General features: G+C 27.2%; 21 protein-coding genes and 1 pseudogene. 3 read left to right on the top strand and 19 right to left on the bottom strand.

The genetic code is table 11. The annotated features are described in order from the left end of the window. Positions 1-44: 44 nt before the first annotated feature. From IC173_RS14290 to IC173_RS14280, 3 genes are all read right to left on the bottom strand, one after another. On the bottom strand, positions 45-1,229 hold the full coding sequence (locus IC173_RS14290) for an ATP-binding protein (RefSeq protein ID WP_227855748.1): 1,185 nt from the start codon (positions 1,227-1,229) through the stop codon (positions 45-47). After that, entirely contained in the window at positions 1,219-1,911 is a 693-nt protein-coding gene (locus IC173_RS14285) for a response regulator transcription factor (RefSeq protein WP_227855747.1), read from the bottom strand. The genes IC173_RS14290 and IC173_RS14285 overlap by 11 nt, the downstream gene beginning before the upstream one ends. Before the next feature lie 131 nt (positions 1,912-2,042). Then, positions 2,043-2,759 (bottom strand): M15 family metallopeptidase, encoded by a 717-nt coding sequence (locus tag IC173_RS14280; RefSeq protein ID WP_227855746.1) that lies wholly within the window; start codon positions 2,757-2,759, stop codon positions 2,043-2,045. Positions 2,760-2,883: 124 nt separating this feature from the next. Between IC173_RS14280 and IC173_RS14275 the strand changes: the two genes are divergently transcribed. Then, positions 2,884-3,624 (top strand): ATP-binding protein, encoded by a 741-nt coding sequence (locus IC173_RS14275; RefSeq protein WP_227855745.1) that lies wholly within the window; start codon positions 2,884-2,886, stop codon positions 3,622-3,624. Between the two features lie 292 nt (positions 3,625-3,916). Here IC173_RS14275 and IC173_RS14270 read toward each other — a convergent pair whose 3' ends face one another. From IC173_RS14270 to IC173_RS14250, 5 genes are all read right to left on the bottom strand, one after another. Continuing rightward, entirely contained in the window at positions 3,917-4,672 is a 756-nt protein-coding gene (locus tag IC173_RS14270) for a metallophosphoesterase (protein WP_227855744.1), read from the bottom strand. A 121-nt stretch (positions 4,673-4,793) separates the two neighbouring features. Next, on the bottom strand, positions 4,794-5,732 hold the full coding sequence (locus IC173_RS14265) for an SDR family oxidoreductase (RefSeq protein WP_227436429.1): 939 nt from the start codon (positions 5,730-5,732) through the stop codon (positions 4,794-4,796). A 102-nt stretch (positions 5,733-5,834) separates the two neighbouring features. After that, a complete protein-coding gene (locus tag IC173_RS14260; protein WP_227855743.1) occupies positions 5,835-6,485 on the bottom strand; it encodes an HAD family hydrolase in 651 nt (216 codons plus the stop codon). 150 nt (positions 6,486-6,635) lie between these two features. After that, on the bottom strand, positions 6,636-6,824 hold the full coding sequence (locus tag IC173_RS14255) for a ferredoxin (RefSeq protein ID WP_227436432.1): 189 nt from the start codon (positions 6,822-6,824) through the stop codon (positions 6,636-6,638). Positions 6,825-6,922: 98 nt separating this feature from the next. Further along, on the bottom strand, positions 6,923-8,107 hold the full coding sequence (locus tag IC173_RS14250; RefSeq protein ID WP_227855742.1) for an amidohydrolase family protein: 1,185 nt from the start codon (positions 8,105-8,107) through the stop codon (positions 6,923-6,925). Positions 8,108-8,150: 43 nt separating this feature from the next. Here IC173_RS14250 and IC173_RS21010 point away from each other — a divergent pair, with 43 nt between their 5' ends. Then, positions 8,151-8,258, top strand: a complete 108-nt coding sequence (locus IC173_RS21010) for a hypothetical protein (protein WP_227436595.1) — start codon at positions 8,151-8,153, stop codon at positions 8,256-8,258. Here the strand turns inward: IC173_RS21010 and IC173_RS14240 are convergent. The 5 genes and pseudogenes from IC173_RS14240 to IC173_RS14220 form a co-directional block, all read right to left on the bottom strand. After that, positions 8,250-9,167, bottom strand: a complete 918-nt coding sequence (locus IC173_RS14240) for a SufB/SufD family protein (RefSeq protein ID WP_227855741.1) — start codon at positions 9,165-9,167, stop codon at positions 8,250-8,252. The genes IC173_RS21010 and IC173_RS14240 overlap by 9 nt on opposite strands. Before the next feature lie 21 nt (positions 9,168-9,188). Further along, positions 9,189-9,917: an ABC transporter ATP-binding protein gene (locus tag IC173_RS14235; protein WP_227825061.1), complete on the bottom strand. Its 729-nt coding sequence runs from the start codon at positions 9,915-9,917 to the stop codon at positions 9,189-9,191. 194 nt (positions 9,918-10,111) lie between these two features. Continuing rightward, complete coding sequence (locus IC173_RS14230) at positions 10,112-10,312, bottom strand: hypothetical protein (RefSeq protein WP_003420681.1); 201 nt, start codon at positions 10,310-10,312, stop codon at positions 10,112-10,114. Positions 10,313-10,436: 124 nt separating this feature from the next. Then, the gene (locus IC173_RS14225; RefSeq protein ID WP_227436439.1) at positions 10,437-10,817 is read right to left on the bottom strand and encodes a VOC family protein; all 381 of its coding nucleotides are present in this window, start codon (positions 10,815-10,817) and stop codon (positions 10,437-10,439) included. Between the two features lie 272 nt (positions 10,818-11,089). Beyond that, positions 11,090-12,406 (bottom strand): annotated as a pseudogene (locus tag IC173_RS14220) (MATE family efflux transporter). 553 nt (positions 12,407-12,959) lie between these two features. On the opposite strand from IC173_RS14220, the gene IC173_RS14215 reads away from it, so the two are divergent. Beyond that, entirely contained in the window at positions 12,960-13,412 is a 453-nt protein-coding gene (locus IC173_RS14215; RefSeq protein ID WP_227436443.1) for a staygreen family protein, read from the top strand. A 159-nt stretch (positions 13,413-13,571) separates the two neighbouring features. On the opposite strand, the gene IC173_RS14210 is transcribed toward IC173_RS14215, so the two are convergent. The 6 genes from IC173_RS14210 to IC173_RS14185 all read right to left on the bottom strand — a co-directional run bounded on the left by IC173_RS14210 (position 13,572) and on the right by IC173_RS14185 (position 19,372). After that, positions 13,572-14,228, bottom strand: coding sequence for a DUF488 family protein (locus tag IC173_RS14210; protein WP_413927112.1), 657 nt, complete (start codon positions 14,226-14,228; stop codon positions 13,572-13,574). 8 nt (positions 14,229-14,236) lie between these two features. After that, entirely contained in the window at positions 14,237-14,842 is a 606-nt protein-coding gene (locus tag IC173_RS14205) for a hypothetical protein (protein ID WP_227483296.1), read from the bottom strand. A 284-nt stretch (positions 14,843-15,126) separates the two neighbouring features. After that, positions 15,127-15,939 carry a MerR family transcriptional regulator gene (locus IC173_RS14200; protein WP_227483297.1) on the bottom strand — a complete coding sequence of 271 codons (813 nt, stop codon included), beginning with the start codon at positions 15,937-15,939 and terminating at the stop codon, positions 15,127-15,129. Between the two features lie 81 nt (positions 15,940-16,020). Beyond that, positions 16,021-17,433, bottom strand: a complete 1,413-nt coding sequence (locus tag IC173_RS14195; protein WP_227855740.1) for a potassium/proton antiporter — start codon at positions 17,431-17,433, stop codon at positions 16,021-16,023. A 473-nt stretch (positions 17,434-17,906) separates the two neighbouring features. Beyond that, entirely contained in the window at positions 17,907-18,689 is a 783-nt protein-coding gene (locus tag IC173_RS14190; RefSeq protein WP_227855739.1) for a DUF2268 domain-containing putative Zn-dependent protease, read from the bottom strand. A gap of 278 nt (positions 18,690-18,967) precedes the next feature. Continuing rightward, a complete protein-coding gene (locus IC173_RS14185; RefSeq protein WP_227436455.1) occupies positions 18,968-19,372 on the bottom strand; it encodes a pyridoxamine 5'-phosphate oxidase family protein in 405 nt (134 codons plus the stop codon). Positions 19,373-19,378: the final 6 nt, after the last annotated feature.

Below are 19,378 nucleotides of genomic sequence, written 5' to 3'. Positions count from 1 at the left end.
TTATGCTATAAATATTTGTGTATCTAAATCATACTTTTATCTTATTACACAGTTTCTTGTATTATTGGTAGTTGTACCTCAAATACAGTTTGATGTATATTACTTGAAACAGTAATTTCCCCACCATGTAAATTCACAATGTTTTTTGTAATTGAAAGACCTAATCCAGAACCTCCATCATTGCTATTTCTTGATTTTTCAACTCTATAGAATCTATCAAATATATTTGGTAAATCTAATACTGGAATGGGTTCTCCATAATTTATAACTTTTGCAATAGCCATATTTCCTTTTTTTGCTGTTACTATGTCCACATAAATTCCTTCTTTTCCATATTTCATAGCATTGGTTATAAGATTTTCAAAAGCTCTCACCAATTTATTTGGGTCAGCATTTATAATTAATTTTTCTTCATTGAAATTAACTCTACTAACCATAAATTCTTTTTTAAAATAAAATCCAAGTTGAGATACTATTTGGCTTAATAGCTCTACCAAGTTTATGTCTATTTTTTTTAATCTTATTGTATTATTTTGCATTTTTGTAAGTTCAAATAAATCATTTATAAGTATATTTAAACTTTTTGATTTCTCATATGCAATATTAACATAATACATCAACTGAACTTCATCTTTATACTTACCATCTTCTATCAATCCTAGATAACCCATTATTGAGGTTAAAGGAGTTCTTAGGTCATGTGAAACATTTGTTATTAAATCTGTCTTAGTTTGTTGAGCCTGTCTTTCTTCAACAGTTATATTTCTAAGTTGATAAACTATACTATTGATTTTATTTGCAAGTTCATCAATCTCATCAATTTTTTTATCACTTAATCCATTTGACTCATACTCAATATCTATACTTTTTTCTAAATCGCCTTCCTCCATTGAGTTTACAGCATCCATGATAATTTCTAGTTTTTTATTTTTGTTATCAGTATCTTTTAGAAAATTTACAAGTTTTTTATTTCTCTTGTATGACATTAATGAATAAATTGATAATGATGCTGTCAGAAATAAAACTGAATATAATGTGCTGTCTCCTATAACAGATCTAATATTTCTTAAACTAAGCATAAAGTAATTAATTGTAGATAAAGTAGTTCTTATATATAATATCTTTATTATATATGCACTTGTTAACATAATAATTAGGGTTATAATACAGCTTATTATAAAGTCTACTATAGGACGAAACATATAATTTAATACACTCTTATTTTTCAATTTTATATCCTACCCCCCATACAGTATGAATTATTTTTTCTCCATCTGTATACTTTTCAATTTTATCTCTTATCCTACTCATATGAACCATTACAGTATTGTTAGATTGGTAGTATTGTTCTTTCCATACTTTTTCAAATATCTCTTCTGTACTATATACTCTACCTTTATTATTTGCTAGTAAATACAAGATATCAAATTCTCTCGATGTCAAAAATATATCCTTTTTAGCTACTGTTACACTATGCTTTTCCTTATCTATTAATACCACTCCAACTTCTATGACATCTTTATTTTCTTTGTTAGTACCACTAAAATAATACGCTCTTCTAAGTAATGCTTTTACTCTCACAGTAAGTTCAAGTGGATTAAATGGCTTTGTTAGATAATCATCTGCACCTGTCATTATTCCTTGTATCTTATCCATATCCTCTGATTTGGCACTCAACATAAGTATTGGTATATTTAAACTTACTCTAACTCTTATACAAACTTCTATCCCATCCATCTTTGGCATCATTATATCCAATACCATCAGATGAATATTTTCTTTTTCTAAAATATCTAAAGCTTCTTGTCCATCTTTAGCCTTAATTACATTATATCCATCATTTAAAAGGTATATCTCTACAAGGTCTCTTATTTCCTTTTCATCATCCACAACAAGAATTGTATCTTTCACTTTTTCACATCCTAACTTACTTTAATATAGTTTTTACTCATCTAAAATTATACTATACTTAAAGTAGTCTAGTATCAAATTTATTTATATTACATTTAGTAATATCATACAATTTATGTTATGTTGTTTTATTATTTGTTTTGCAAATATTCTTCCAAGGTTAACCCTTTTGAATAAATTTCCTCAGCAACATCCTTACCCACATATCTAATATGCCATGGCTCATATGCTGTACCTGTTATATCTTCTTTACCTTTAGGATATCTTATTATAAATCCAAATTTATGAGCATTTTCTGCCAACCATATAGCTTCTTTTGTACTTCCAACAAACCATCTCTCTGGATTTGTCAAGTCAATACACAGTCCAGATTGATGTTCACTATGTCCAGGTTTTGCTACATATGCATCAGCTTTTTCCTGACCTTGAGAATTTACTCTTCTTGTATAAGTATCTTGTTGAGTCTCATAAGACCTATATGCTGAAGACCCTAAAAACTGTATTCCTTCTTCATTAGCTTGTCTAACTAAGTCTTCTACTGCTTTTGCAGGTTCTCCTGCCATTTGTTTTTCCTCTTCAGTAGCTTCTGGAACAAATTCTATATTTACCTTAGTAATGTCTTTCGGCATATAATCTTTACTAAGTTCATTTGTCTTGTTTACCAATAATATATTATCTGCTATACTATTTGAGTGATTTTTTTTCTGAGAATCTGTTTCAACATCTTGAGATGAAGCAAATTGAGCAGTTCCAGTTGGTTCTTCATCTTTCAGAATTTTATCTTTAACTATAAACATACTTATAAATACTACTACTATAATGCCTAACATCAATTTTAATTTTTTCATGGTTGAATCGTCTCCTTCGTTATGTTTATTAACGTTAATTCTAGAGTATAAGTTTTAAGTATTTTATAAGTAAACCTTAAGTTATTCTTAAGTTTATATTTTCAAATAAAGGATGGTGCTAAAAATGTCTATGCAAAAACTTCTTAGTAAAGCTCGTAAGGCTATACAAGACTTTGATATGATACAAGAAAATGATAAAATTGCAGTTGGCCTTTCTGGTGGAAAAGATAGTTTGACATTACTTCATATACTTAAAAATTATCAAAGATTTTCTCCACAAAAGTTTGAATTAATAGCTGTAACACTAAATACTGGTGGAATTGATAACTCACCATTAAACAAATTATGTGAGGAAATAAATGTACCTTTTTATGAATTTCAAACTAATATAAAAGAAATTGTATTTGATATAAGAAAAGAAAAAAATCCTTGTGCACTATGTGCTAATTTAAGAAGAGGTGCTTTAAATGACAACGCAAAGAAACTTGAGTGCAACAAAGTAGCTCTTGGACACCATAAGGATGATGCTATTGAGACATTTTTAATGTCTATGTTTTATGAAGGAAGAGTTAATTGTTTTTCGCCAAAAACATACTTAGATAGACAAGATTTAACTGTTATAAGACCAATGATTTACATAGAAGAATATATGACTAAGAAGATTTCAAAGGAGTGTAACTATCCTATCATAGCAAACCCATGTCCTGCAAATGGCCATACTAGGAGAGAATACATAAAAAACCTTATTGCGAATTTAAATAAAGAAATGCCAGATTTTAAAAGAAATGTATTTGGAGCTTTAAATAATTCAGAAAAACTTTTTATATGGGATAAGGAAAATATAAAAAATATTTATTTAAAGTAATTTAAATATAACATTAAATCATTTTCATACATTGTATAAAAATTAATATCTTTATATAAAGAAACACAAGATTGTATTAATTATAAATACTCTCTATTTATAATTGATACAATCTTGCTATATTATAATCTTTTATATTTTTATTATTTTTTATATCTATATTTTAATAGTTATTAATATTATTATCAATTCTAATAAATGTATTAACTATAACTTAAACTTTTTATATTCTTAACTCAATTTATTCTTAAAATTTCTATCCCTCTATATTTCATAAAAACAATATTTTATACTAGATTAGAATATTAAATTCGACTATCTCTGGTACATTAAAAAATCTAAATGGCAACTTTGTACTTCCAAGACCAGAACTCACATATAGATGATTTCCCTTTATATCATAAAATCCTTTAGTGTATTTCCTTCCATATGGAGGAGTAACTAAAGCACCCTTGAAAGGCAACCTTATTTGACCACCATGACTATGTCCAGATAAAACTAAATTCATTGTATCTTTACTGAGCATATCTACCAAATCTGGTTCATGTGCTAATAATAAATTAAAACTATTATAATCAGTTTTGCTTTCCAAATCTCGTATATTTGGATTACCATTTAATATCTCATCAGCTCCAAGTATATTAATATACTTATTGTCTTCAAGTCTTATTTTCTTATTTTCATTAACTAAAAGATGAAAGTTAGAGTTTTTCATAATTTGTCTATAATACCTAGGAAGTTTATACATATAATCATGATTACCAAATACTGAAAACTTTCCTAACCTTGCATTCATACTAGATAAAATCTTTGTAATTTCATCTATATCTGGATTTTTATTAGAATAATCAATTAAATCTCCAGTAAATACTAATATATCTGGATTTAAGGCATTCACCTTATTAGCTACTTTTTTAAGTTTATTAGTCGAATAAAAACTGCCTATTTGAGTATCTGAAATCTGAACTACTTTTATAATCTCATTCTCATTTTTTACTATATCTTCTTTAATCATGTTTCCATCTTCATTTATATTATATTTTTTCACAATTAATAGACTCGGTTCTATTGCAACTGAGTATATAAAAATTAAAACAAATATCAATATAAAAAATTTTAAAAAACGCTTTATCTTTAATTTCAAAGTATCTACCTACTTATTTATTATCTTAAACTATTTGCATTACAGACTCAACTTTATCCATTTTTCTATCATGTAATTTTGGTTTATTGGCTAAGAACCATTTATATGTTGTTGTAAGGCCTTCTTTTAATAAAACATTTGGTATATAAAGACCATGTTCAATAAGCTTATTTATATCTAGATTAAAGTCTATATTTCTAAACGGGAAGTAAGTTCTCTCTCTAAACTCAACTTTTTCCATGTCTACATATTTTATAATAGGTTCCTTCCCAATAACTTCTCCACATGTATATATAAGTTCATCCCAAGATATTAACTGTGGATTTGTTACATTATACGCTTCTCTCACATGAGAATTTTTCATTACACTTTCTAACACTTTTACTAAATCCCCAATATATATAAATTGATTGCTTACTTGTTTTCCTTTAGGTACTGGTATTTTTTCGTTTTTTTCTATTTTTTCAAAGAAATAGTATTCTCTATACAAATTATTATTTTCACCATATATATAAGTTGGCCTAATAATTATATATGGTATAGAACTATTTATAACAAAATCTTCTGTTTCTTTTTTGTTAAGTCCATATTTACCCCAGTTTTCATTTTCACCTTTTTCATTATCTTCTTTTACATTTCTTCCACTATCTTTGTATACGGCTCCTGCTGACAATACTATGTATTTTTTTAAGCTATCTAAGTTCACAAAATCAATAAGATTACCAACATCCTCTTTTGTATATGCTGTCATATCATATATGTAATCGTACTGTCTTCCATTGATAATGTTTTCCATATCTTTGCGTACTTTTCTATCGCAAATTAAGTGCTCTCTAAATCCTTTATAATCTATTTCCTTTTTACCATTCGTAAGTATATCTATTTGATACCCACATTTAATTAAACGCTTAGCAAGTGCAGAACCTATGAAGTCGCTTCCACCCATGATTAAAATAGATTTCATTTCAAGTGCATCCTCCTCTTTTTTAAATGGCTTCCTTAATTATAATATCATATTTTTAAATATGCTACACCATTTTGTATTGTTTTTGTCTATAAAAGATATTTATAGCAAAATATCTTTTATAGATTTAACACTTTCGACAATATAGGTAGGATTGCTCTTACTAATTTCATCAAAAGAACCATATCCATACAATATCCCTATAGAATCTACACCTATTTTATTAGCTCCAATTATATCGTATTTTCTATCACCAATCATAATGACCTTATCTTTATCTGTTACACCACACAAATCTAACACATATTCTATAACTTCATTTTTATTTACTCTTGTACCATCAAGGTTACTACCTGCGATATATTTAAAATAACTATCTATACCAAAATATTTAAGTATGGTTTCTGCAAAAACTGTTGGTTTAGAAGTAGCTAATAATAATGTTTTCCCATTCTCATAAAGTATTTTTAAAGTCTCCTTTATGTCTTTATAGATTTTATTTTCAAATATTCCTCTGTCAGAAAAGTATTCTCTATATTTTTCAACAGCTTCTGTTGCCTTTTCATCTTCAAATTTATAATAGTCTTTGAAAGTAGAATGTAGGGGTGGCCCTATAAATTGTTCTAAGTTATCCAATTCTTCTTCTATACCAAAACTATTTAAAGAATATTGAATAGACTTTGTTATTCCTTCTTTAGGGTCTGTAAGTGTTCCATCTAGGTCAAACAGCACTATTTCATAATTTTTCTTCATATATAAGTCCTCCACTTTTTATAAAAATAATATATTATCTTTTGAGTTTATATATTTTAAAAAGCTATAGTAATAGAATCTTAATCTAATACTATAGCTTAAATAATAATCAAATCTTATATGTTGTCTTGAAACTAAATCTAAACAGTCTTATTTAACTGTTATAGCTGAAACTGGACATCCTTCTTCTGCTTCTTTACATAAATCTTGTAATTCTGCTGGTATTTCTCCTTCAATTGCAACTGAATGTCCTTCATCACTCATACTAAAAACGTCTGGACATGTTCCTATACACGCTCCACAAGCTACACATACATCTTTATCAACAAATGCTTTCATACTAAAATACCTCCCCTAAAATTATAATTATTGTTCCATTACATATTTATCCAATATATACTAATTTAAACATATTTTTCCTTTTTTTTCAATATAACTTAATTTATTACAGTGCCATCATACGAATGTCTATAAACTTCACTACTTTTCATCCATGATTTTATAGTATATTGTAAGTTCAATTTTTTATTTAGCATTAGTTCATTATTACTATAATCTGTTATAATTTCTTCACTATCATCTATTGTAAATATTGTAAAATCACCTTCTCCACCAATTTTTATCCTACCTTGACTTCCTTGCAAATTAAAAACTTTTGTTGGATATTCAGTTACTTTTTCTATACATTTTTCTAGAGGTATACCAAGTTCCATGATTTTATTTACAACATTTAAAAGAGAATAATGTATATCTTTCATATTTTTTATATGCATATCTGTACTTATTAAATCTGGCTCTAATCCTTGATTTACTGCTTTTTTAAAGACTTCAAAATCAAACTGCTCTAATCCATGGCATACATCAAATAATACACCTTTATCTTTTGCATTTAATACAGATTCTCTCAAACTGCCAGATTCATTAAATATTCCATTTGTGCTATTTCCATATACAGGCGTAACTACATCTCCCTTTCCCAAAATATTCATTACTTCATCTATATATGATGGATACTCCCCTATATATACCACTAATGGTAAATTTAATTTTTCTGCAATTTGCTTTGACTTCTTAATTATATCTATACCATCTGTACTAGATTGAAATTTACTTGCTTTTACTTTTATACCTTTTATCTTTTCCATGTTTTTTTCTACAATAGACTCAATGTTATCAAAATTTATAACATCTAAAGATGTTGATTCATTCAATATATTTAATCCCTCATTGGTTACATTTAAAAATGAATACACTTCAGTCTTACATTCATCCATATATTTTTTCTTAAAATCGTAGTAATTTACAGGACCTGCTGTACCTGCATCAAATATAACTGTTGAACCTTTTTCAATTCCAATTGAATCAGAATCCATACCTGTAGGTAATTTTCTCTTATAACAATGGGTATGAACATCTATAAATCCAGGAGAAATATACATGTTGTTAGCATTTATTATCTCAAACTCTTTGTTTATGAGTATTTTTTCTTTTCTTATCATTTCTTTAAGATTTAATCCAATATCACATATCTTTCCATGTAAAACCAAGATATCTCTTTTCTCAAATTTGATACCATCTTTTGGAGATATTATTGTGCCATTTCTTATAAGTAAGTTTTTCATTTATTCCACATCCTAATTACAGTATAATTTCTCTAATAGTTTTATCTTACATAAAGAAAATAAGTCTAAAAATAAAAAAATTTTAGACTTATTCATTATATTATACTATATTAATTATATTAAATTAAATAAAAACTTGGACTTACTTTAAAAAACAATTTAGTATTTGTTGTTCTGCTTCTTCTTCTGTAAGTCCTAATGTCATCATCTTTAAAATTTGGTCTCCTGCAATCTTTCCAATTGCTGCTTCATGTACTAAAAGAGCATCTGGATGGTTTGCAGCAATTTCAGGTATAGCACTAATTTGAGAATTTCCCATAATTATTGAGTCACATTGAACATGTGCAGAGCAAAGAGAATCCCCAATAACACAAGGATTAAATTTTTGTTTAGAGTTGTCTTGACCAACTGTACGAGAAATTACTTGAGCAGAAGAATTTTCACCTTCCAATATAACCTTCATATTAGATTCTGCAACTTGATTTCCATGAGTTAACAACTTTTCAAATACAACTATCTTTGCTCCTTTACCTAAAGTGGCATCCATTTCTCTTTTAGTTGAATCAACGCCTTTAATCTGAATTGTTTCCATTTCACAATATGAATCTTCACCCATATTAACAATCGTAACTGGATTTAAAATTCTTTTTCCTTCTCCATCACCTTCGCCATAATGTTTTTCCACATATTTTAGACGAGCTCCTTTATGTAAGAAGAATCTATGTATTCCATTGTGTTCACTGTCATCATTACCACAATTATGTATACCACAACCAGCAATTATAACAACATCTGCATTTTCTCCAATTTCAAAATCATTATAAACCATGTCTTGTACACCAGCTTCTGTTACTATTACTGGTATATGAACATTTTCTCCTTTAGTGTTTGGTTTTACTATAATATCAATTCCATGTTTATCAGTCTTTGGAGCTATAGTTACATTTTCAGTTGAATGTCTTTCTATACCTTGTCCATTTTTACGTATATTGTATGCTCCTAATGGAGTTCCACGAAGTTCAGCAACTTTTTCTAAAAGATTTAAGTCTATTTTGTTCATTTAATTTGCCTTCCTTTCTAATTAATTCATATCTTTCATTAATTCACAGTTTGAATTAACTTGGCACATGATTTCAGGTAATATAGCATCTTTTGTTCCATGGCTTTTTACTGAACCATCTTGTAAAACAATTATTTCATCAGCTAACTCTAGTATTCTTTCTTGGTGAGAAATTATGATTATAGTTTGGTCAGATTCCCCATGAATTTTCTTAAAACTTTCATTAAGCTTTCCAAAACTCCAAAGGTCTATACCTGCTTCAGGTTCATCAAATATAGAAACCTTTAAATCTCTAGCAAAAAGAGTTGCTATCTCGATTCTTTTCATTTCCCCTCCAGAAAGAGAGTTATCAACTTCACGATTTAAATAGTCTTTTGAGCACAATCCAACATCTGTAAGATATTGACAACACACATCAGTAGACAATGGTTTTCCATGAGCAAGAGTAAGCAGGTTTTCAACTGTCATACCTTTTATTCTTGGTGGTTGTTGAAATGCATATCCTATTCCTTTTTTTGCTCTTTCTGTGATGCTAAGATTAGTTATATCTTCTCCATCTAAAAGTATTTGACCGCTAGTGGCTTTTTCAATTCCCATAATAAGCTTAGCAATTGTGGATTTTCCTCCACCATTTGGTCCTGTGATAACAATAAGTTTGCCTTTTTCAAATGAAAGGCTAACATCATTTATTATTCCTAGCTCCTCATTGTTAGACTCAACATTAAAGGAAAGATTTTTTATTTCAAGCATAATACCCCTCTTTTCTGTAAAATATTACATTTATATCCATTCTTTTATTATATCAGTACTTTTTATATCTCAGCAACTCTAAGGGATAAAATATATATTAAATATAAAACAAAGTTATGAAAAAATAAAAAAGATGAGTTTTCATAACTCATCTTTAAAAATCAGTATTATTTAATTATATATGTATCTAAAAATTAACCTTCTATATACTCTAATATTATTTTTTGATTATCTTTTAACATGATTTCTTCTTTTTTAGATTCAATCCCATTCTTTTTTATTTTTACTTCAGCTACAAAAGCGTCATTACCTTCAACCATTTCTAATAATTCATACGCTTTTTTACGTCCTATTTTAGTTGCTATATCTTTTAGTACTGCCATTTTCTTAAACATTTTATCACCTCTACTCAAATTTTACAATTGATTTTTAATTATATAATTATCGTTTAATACTAAATTATAATAATTATTGTATCTAATTATATCAGATATTGAGTAAATTTAACACTTTACAAAATTATTTATCTTCTCTGACTAAGTAAGAATTTCCATCTTGGTCTTTAAAAGAAAACATTCTTCCATAAGGCATCTCCATTAATTCCCCTACTTCAACTTTATTCTTTGCTATCTGTTCATAAGTTCCATGAATATCTCTTGTACTTAAAATTATTGATGGATGCAATAAATTTACATCTTGATTTTGCTTCATCATCAGATTTTTATCATACAATACAAATGTTGTAAATTCATTTTTACTTGGTGCTACTTCCACCCATTTCATATCTGGACCCATTTCTTTTTCATAAGTTACCACAAAATTTAATTTTTCTGTCCAAAACAATTTTGCATCCTCTTGATTATTTACATAGAGAGTTATTTTTCCTATTTTATTTATCATAAAAATACCCACCTTTATTATTAAATAAATATCTAATATTTTTTATATTTAATAATATACCCATATATATTATTAAATATAGATATATATTTCTAATATTTGTCGCCAAATTATGTAATTCTCTACAGTATATAATTTATAGTGTCCATATAATTATATACTTAATTTACATATTTTAATTTTTCTATATATCATACTTATAATTATGATATTCTCTAAATAAAAAATCACTTTTAAATAGAATTTACTATCTAAAAGTGATTTTATATATTCTATGCAACTTTGTGTTTTAGCCACTTCGTTCCTCTTAATCTCAAACAATATAATGTTCCTCTAACAAGCCAATCTGTATACATACCTATCCAAATTCCTAGCACTCCAAATTCTAATACAACCCCTAATACGTAACCTGTAAAAATTCTAAAAATCCACATTCCTATTACGGCTGTCATCATTGTATATCTAGTATCTCCAGCACCTTTCAGCCCTGCTGATAATACAAAGGATATAGGCCATATTACCATAGCTAAACAATCACTTCGAATCAATTGTGTTGATACATCAATTACATTCGAGTTTTGAGTATACATGCTTGAAATCCATGGTGCAATTGGTATAAATATAGCACCTACTGCAAATAAGCAAACCGTTGCAAATTTAGTTAGATACAATAAAGTACTCTTAGCCCCTTTGATGTCTCCCCGTCCTATATATTGACCCACCAAAGTCGTAGCAGACAAGGCCAATGCATTTCCAATTACATTTATAATAGATGCAATTGACATTCCTATTGCATTTGATGCAATCGCTGATGTTCCCATAGTAACTATAAATATTTGAACAATCAATTTACCTGCATTAAAAAGTAATTGTTCAACCCCTGCTGGTATACCTATATTGAATATAGATTTTTGAGTTTCAACATCAATCTTAAATGGAAATATTTTACCTATAGATATAAATTCATTCCCTTTAAACAAAGCCCTTACAATAACTATACATCCGATTATTCTGGCTATGGCAATAGACATAGCTGCTCCTGTTATGCCATAAGAAGGTGTCTGTAAATTTATTCCTAAAGTATTTAAATCAACACCATATATAAGTATATATCCTAATGTTACATTTACTATATTCATAAACATAGTCACATACATAGGTTTCTTTACATCTCCACAACCCCTTAGAATACCATTTGCTATCTGCTGTGTTGCAATAAATGGATAGGTGAATAATGTAAACTCTATGTATAGTTTTGCATTTGATTTTACCAATTCTTCTGCTGAACCATAAAACAAATTGATTACACCTGTTCTAAAAATCTACATTAATACTGTTATTGTAAATGATAATATTACACCAGATATTAATGCTTGCTTGATAGTTTCATTTACTTTTTCATTATCTCTTTTCCCTATTTGTTGAGCTACAACAACAGTAGCACCAACAGATAGCGCAGCAAATACAGATATAAATATATTGTTGATTGAATCAACCATTCCAACTGCAGATACAGCCTCTTCCCCAATATGACCTGCCATCATTGTATTAAATACCCCTAAAAGCATAACAAATGTCTGCTCTATCATTATAGGAATTGCTAATCTTATAACATTCTTCCTTATAAACATTCCTTTTCCTCTTTTCCCTCTTTATATAAATTTAATTTTTAATTAGTTTATCAAACTATGAATTGATACCATAAGGTTTAGAATTGTATTTTCAACGTTATAATATACTGTATTCAAATAATATAAATCTTGTTTAATATCATTTGAACACAGTATATCTTTATAATTATCTTATGTTTATTATTCTTTATGGATACTAGATTTAAAATATTTATGAGTTAAATTAACCAGTTAATATAGCTGGACATCAAACGCAATCACTGTATTTCGATAATATTGTACCACTATTGTACAATAATAACAATTTCATAATATTATCACATATAAGTCCTGTAATAACAATTTGACACTATTACCAATCTGTGCCTATTAGTGTAGAATATCTTATTAGGCTTGTTAATTCACTTTGTATCCTAATTCTAACTATTTATAAAATCTTATAAGATATCTGTAACAAAATCACATCAATTTAAATATTGTATCTTATAGACTATTTTTAGGATGTGATACTTTGGTTAATTTGAATGCGAATAATTTAAATGTAAATATGGTTTACCCTATTTCTGCCACAGCACCTATACGTTTCAGAAGATATACTGTTTCATACTTAGAAAACATGGAAAATATTTATTTAACTATAGCAACATACTTTGATACACTTGGTTTAGGTACAGTAAGTATTGACAAAGTTTATGGTCAATGGGCTTGGTTCGTTGATGATATATATGACTTAAATCTATTTGTTTTTGTAGGAAACTATCCTTATCAAATTGCTAAAAGTAGATATGATACATTTGTTGATATTTTACCAGTGGCTATTACTTCTATTGTCAATGGAGACAGAGTGTTTTTAACTTCGAATCCTTGTTTATTAAACTCAAAAATTACAGTTAGATTTATATCTAGCCATCCTACTCTTAATAGAACAGTTGATTATGGTAATATTAGAGATTTTATTTTTTAACAGTACAACATGATGTGCTATTTAAAACAATGTAACCTTTTAGGCAATGATATTAATTTAACATAAAAACCTTAGCTAGTACATCATGTTTAACTGTTACAAATTTATAATAATTTTTCTTATCAAATGGTGTTTAAGTTTTTGGGTAGTTCATATATTTTACTTACCTATTTTTTCTGTTCTATATCCTATTTCTTTATTAGCTAATCTATAGCCTTCTTGTATCATATCTTCTCGTGTTAATGCATTTCCTAATAAATTATCAATACTCAGTTGTTTTCTATCACTAAAATACTTATCTAATAATGACTCTTCTATATCTTCTTGAGATGCTAAATGTCCTTCATGCATTATATATTTTACATTGAAACCTTCTTTATTTAATATTTTTCCTAGTAAAATACTTCTATGACACCTTATAGGCTCTTGCATTGCACCTAATAAAACTATTTTATAACCCATTTGACATCCCTTTTTTAATCTTTCGATTCCTTTTAAAAATACTTCTTCCTTTATTACCTCTTCAAAATCTGCATAACCTTCTTTTGTATATACATCTTTATTAGTTCTTTTTGCCCCAAATTCCTTGCCCATGTATATATATACAAATCCAGCCTTTCTTAGGGATTCATTGAATGCCTCCCTATTATACTGAATATTATATTTAGAATATGGTGTTTCTCTAATGTCAACTACACAGTTTATATTATATTTTTTTATCATATTAATAAGCTTATCAAATGGATAATTTGAATGACCTATTGCAAATATTTCCATACAATCACCTACTATTCTTAAAATTACTATTTTATACAATTGATAATCTATCTTACATACAAGCCCTCTACATTGCAAATATACTTAACTATATCTATACTTCCATTTAACCCTATATATACATTGCTAAATAATCCATTTATTTCTAATCCTATTCCCAAATCCAACATATATATAGAGAAATAAACTCTTTCTCTTAGTGCCAACTTCATAAGAGCATCAATTATATAGTAATTATACCCTATTTCTTTAAAATCAAATAAGGTATCGCTTAATTGTTCTAGATATGTACTCTCCTTTTTACTTAGTACTCTTTTTATATGTTTTTTATTTTCACTTACAAAATATTCACTTACAATTATTATTTCTTTACTGTAACTCATTATAATTAATAGTGCTCTTAAAAACTTATTTTCCTGTATAAAATACTTATCCTTTACTTTATCTAAATCCCAAAATACATCAAGGATACTATGTGGAGATTCCTTATCCATCGTTTTAGGAAAACTATCTATTTTAAAATACCTTTCATTTAGTATTATCTTGTCAGTCCTATCTAAATCTATATATGGTAAATCTTCATTTTCATAATCAATATAAAATCCATTAAATACTTGTTTTACTTTATCAGTTAATACTTTATATTTTTCCACTTTATCACCTCAACGAAAATATACAACTTTATAAATAAAATATCAATATATTTTATTTATAAAGTTGTATATTTTCATATCCTATCATTAATTAATTAAAATTAAACAATTAATTGTATGTCTTATGTTAGACCAGTTTTTCTAAGCTTAGTTGTATAAAACTCTATTTTAAATTGCATATTTAAATACATAAAAATCTAGTAAAATATATTAAATATAAAAATAAGGCCTATCTTTTTATTTAGACAGACCTTACTTAATTACTTATATATTATTTTAATTTACTATAAAATATGTTTCACAGGTATCTGGATTTCTGTTAACCATTCTTCTTCATTTTCCTTATTCCATATCCCATCTATATAAGATTCTCTAAATTGCCCTATTACTTCATACTTATTATCTTGTATCCATTTAAATGCTGCTGCATAAGTTTTTCCTAATGTTGAATATGAGCCATTATGCAATATACAAACTGCATTTTCAACTTCGTCTATTTCTTTAAATTTTAATAAATCTGTGTCTTCTTTTAGGTCATTTATCGCCTGACACATCTCAACATCCATATCTGTTTCTCTATATTCACCATCATGATATATATTAAAACAATAGTCTGGAACCATACATGTACACCCTGATTTCATCATTTCTCCAGCCATTACATTTGGAAACAAATTGAAAAGTTCATCATAATTCTTTAATACTTTTCTCATAGAAGCAATTTTAACTTTTGGTAGAGACTTAATAATTACATTATTCATATCGACTTCTCCTTTTAAGTTTTTAAGGTAATTACGTAGTTTAATAAGCTTATATTCTTCATTCCTCATTACATCTAATATCTCTTTTTCTTTGTTTATTAAAATCCTTTCCACTTCTTCAGGCTTTTCTATTATTTCTTTTATTTCAACTAGTGATATGCCCATTTGTTTTAAGGTGATTATTTGATGCAATTTTGGCAATTGTTCTGTTGTATAGTATCTGTATTTTGTAAATTCGTCTACGTATTCTGGCTCTAACAGCCCTATATCTTCATAATACCTTAATGTCTTTGTAGTTATTTTATTTATTTTAGAAAACATTCCTATAGAAAACATCTCATCACCTGCGCATTAGACTTGATTAATTTAAGTTTAAACCTTACCCTTAGGTCAAAGTCAATATTAAATAAATTATAATTATATTAATTCTTCAATTTTGTCTCCACTTAATACTAAAATATCCCCTCTTTTTATAACAGTTGACCCTTTAGGTACTAAAACCTGCTCTTTTCGTTTTATCATAACTATTAATATGTCTTCTGGTATATTAGAATCCATTATACTCTTGTTAGCCCACTTATTATCATCGTCTATATTTACTTCTATAAGCTTAGAACTAATTTCACCATCATAGTCATTAAATGTTCTTAATACAGGTGTATTATCATCAACCAAGTCTAACTTCCTTGCTACAGCTGGTATCAATGTACCTTGTAGTCCTACTGAAAGTAAGGCTATGAAAAATATTATATGAAATATGTCATTTTCTATAACTAATCCTTGAGTAACTGCATAAATTGCAAAAACTACTGATGCAGCACCTCTAAGACCTACCCATGATATAAACAATTTTTCTTTGTTTGAAAATTTAAATTTTGCTAGAGTTATAAATGTGGCTAATGGTCTTGCAATAATTATCATAAATATAGATATGGCCATTGCTACACCAAATACACTTGGTAGTTTGGAAGGGAAGGATAGCAATCCTAACATAAAGAATAACATTATTTGCATAATCCAAGAAATTCCATCAAAGAAATGAACTAGACTCCTTTTATGAGGTATCCTATTATTACCTATAATGATACCTGAAATATATACACTTAAATATCCATTTCCTCCAACATACTCACTAAGTGCATAAGAAAGTAACACAATAGCTATAATAAATATAGTATAAAATCCTTCTATCTCAAAATTTGAATTTTTCAAAATATAAACAGATAATTTTGCCAATATAAATCCTATTGCCAATCCAAAAGTTATTTGTTTTATTACCATTGGAATAATCAGTTCTACACCAGAATTATTCATCAGTGTCAAAATAATTAATGTTAACATATATGCTATTGGGTCATTACTTCCACTTTCAACTTCTAATAATGAAGCAAGAGAACCTTTTAGGTTTAGTTTTTGAGAACGTAATACAGCAAATACAGATGCAGCATCTGTTGAAGCTGCAATTGCTCCAATTAACAAACCTTCAAATACACTAGTTCCTATTACCATGTAACAAAATATACCTGTAACACCTGCTGTAATTATTACACCTAATGAAGACATCAGTATAGAAGGTACTGCAACTGGTTTAGCCATATTCCAGTTTGTTCCAAATCCTCCAAAAAACATTATAAATATCAATCCAATAGAACATAATTGTTTTGTTAACTCATAGTTATCAAAATAGATTCCTACCATTCCATCAGACCCAAATAACATACCCAATAAGATAAAAATCAATAATATTGGTACTCCAAATTTATATAATACCTTACTTGAGGTTATACAAATCAATAGTACTAACCCACTTACAATCATCAATTCTGTCATAGCATCATCTCCATTTCATATAAATTTTACAGATTAAATTATATCTATAATTATACTGATTCTTTAAGTATCAATATGATATAAGTTATATTGTGCAAAGTATAATTAAAATTTAACAATCTATTAAAAGTTGATTATTATACTCAATCTCATATGTTTACTTTAATTATATTCATTTAATCTTTATAGTTTGAATTTTATTTAATTAATATTTCATTTTTCAGTCGATTATTTAGTGTATTTCATATTTTTATAGTAAGTTTACAGGTAACTATGAAATACATAATATTTAGATAAGTAATAAGAAACTAGCATGTAGTATTAGATACACTAGATATGAAATCTTCAAAATTTTATCATTGAAATATTTCTTTATATATATTATTGTATATTTTTTACAAATCATTGTCAATTTATTTTTCTCAAAAATAGAATAATTGCATAATCTTTTTTAGATTATGCAACTTATAGATTTAATCCCAAAATTCCCTTACTTCCTCTATGATTTCACTATATGGTAATAAAGTAGCCTCCACTATTGACTTGTTTGTTTTTTCTAAATAATACTTAATCATATAGTAACCACAGGCATATCCTGCACAATAAGGTAGTCCTACTGGAAAATATCCTTGCATTTTAGCTATATCATCCCCAAACATCCATGTTGCAAAGTTTTCTGCAAGACCTTCATTTATCATCATTTCTTCTAAAGTTATGTTATTACTCCAATTTATAAATTGAAATCGAATATTGTGATTACATTCATGTGCTAGTGCTGCTGGTAACCTATTAATAGTATACTCATTTGGGACTATTGATAAAAATATATATCCTGGAATTCCACCATCACCAAAATATCCATCACTTAATATTGTATAAGGGTTTTTGGGATTTGCTAATAATATTGAAAATTTATACTTCTCAGTGTTCAATTTATACCCCTCTTTTATAAAAGGCTTTATGGAACTTTCAATAGTTTCTTTACACTTGTTCCAAAGTTTGTCATTGGATAGAATATCTATGTTATTTATTTGACTTTCATTAATATCTTTTGGAGATAAAACCCCCATCATATCACTTGCCATAATTACATCATATCCACCTTCTTGTTTTGCAGTGATTGGAACATTTATACACATCCATTTAAACTCAAAAGGCTTCATCAACTCATATCTGTATATATCCTCTTTCTTATTTGCAGGTGCATTCATTATTTTTTTATATATTTTATCTGAGCGTACCTCTACAATATTCATTTTTATCATCTCCTTTAAAATAAAGTATATAGAATTACGTAGCGTCAATGTCAATATATAAACTTATACAAATAAACAAGAGAATCATTTAATTTCATATAATATGACTCTCTTATATATTTGTAATGTGATGGATTTGTATAAGATTTTTAAACATTTATTTTATTTCTTAAAATTAATTATGTTAAAACAAGTATAATATTATCATCTAACTTAAATTCTATTTTAATGTTGTTAAAATAATATTGCTAGCTCTTGATATTAATTATTTTTTTGTATTAAATACTATATTCTTTTGGTGGCTCGCCTGAAAAATCTGAGATTACAGCCTTAGCGTCCTCAAGATAAAATATTTCAAAAGTAGGATTATCTTCATTCTTATAGATTGATTTAACAAGTTCACTAGATTCAATTATTTTTTTCTTTATATCCTTATTGTCTGAGAATATGACTTTTCCACATAGTCTTATCCAAGCAAATTCAGGAGTTGACGTAGTTATTTCTACATATGGACTTTTTTTAACTTGTTTAAATACATCTTTTTCATTACTTGTACAAAAATATAATTTTCCACATTCTTCAATCATAAATTGGAATGGGCGAACTTTTGGCTTTCCATCCGCTCCTATTGTTGCAAAATATTGAACTGGATTTTCCTTTAAAAATTTTACTACTTCATTCATTTCATC

The sequence above is a fragment of the Clostridioides sp. ES-S-0048-02 genome, from assembly GCF_020658495.1.
GTDB lineage: Bacteria > Bacillota > Clostridia > Peptostreptococcales > Peptostreptococcaceae > Clostridioides.
This window is presented reverse-complemented; position numbering and strand designations above follow the sequence as displayed.

Bases quoted from the DNA above. Each gene is read 5' to 3' on its own strand.
- IC173_RS14280 (WP_227855746.1), bottom strand. From the start codon at position 2,759: ATGAAAAAATTAAAATTGATGTTAGGCATTATAGTAGTAGTATTTATA.
- IC173_RS14275 (WP_227855745.1), top strand. From the start codon at position 2,884: ATGTCTATGCAAAAACTTCTTAGTAAAGCTCGTAAGGCTATACAAGAC.
- IC173_RS14265 (WP_227436429.1), bottom strand. From the start codon at position 5,732: ATGAAATCTATTTTAATCATGGGTGGAAGCGACTTCATAGGTTCTGCA.
- IC173_RS14260 (WP_227855743.1), bottom strand. From the start codon at position 6,485: ATGAAGAAAAATTATGAAATAGTGCTGTTTGACCTAGATGGAACACTT.
- IC173_RS14255 (WP_227436432.1), bottom strand. From the start codon at position 6,824: ATGAAAGCATTTGTTGATAAAGATGTATGTGTAGCTTGTGGAGCGTGT.
- IC173_RS14250 (WP_227855742.1), bottom strand. From the start codon at position 8,107: ATGAAAAACTTACTTATAAGAAATGGCACAATAATATCTCCAAAAGAT.
- IC173_RS14240 (WP_227855741.1), bottom strand. From the start codon at position 9,167: ATGAACAAAATAGACTTAAATCTTTTAGAAAAAGTTGCTGAACTTCGT.
- IC173_RS14235 (WP_227825061.1), bottom strand. From the start codon at position 9,917: ATGCTTGAAATAAAAAATCTTTCCTTTAATGTTGAGTCTAACAATGAG.
- IC173_RS14230 (WP_003420681.1), bottom strand. From the start codon at position 10,312: ATGTTTAAGAAAATGGCAGTACTAAAAGATATAGCAACTAAAATAGGA.
- IC173_RS14225 (WP_227436439.1), bottom strand. From the start codon at position 10,817: ATGATAAATAAAATAGGAAAAATAACTCTCTATGTAAATAATCAAGAG.
- IC173_RS14200 (WP_227483297.1), bottom strand. From the start codon at position 15,939: ATGTTTTCTATAGGAATGTTTTCTAAAATAAATAAAATAACTACAAAG.
- IC173_RS14195 (WP_227855740.1), bottom strand. From the start codon at position 17,433: ATGACAGAATTGATGATTGTAAGTGGGTTAGTACTATTGATTTGTATA.
- IC173_RS14190 (WP_227855739.1), bottom strand. From the start codon at position 18,689: ATGAATATTGTAGAGGTACGCTCAGATAAAATATATAAAAAAATAATG.
- IC173_RS14185 (WP_227436455.1), bottom strand. From the start codon at position 19,372: ATGAATGAAGTAGTAAAATTTTTAAAGGAAAATCCAGTTCAATATTTT.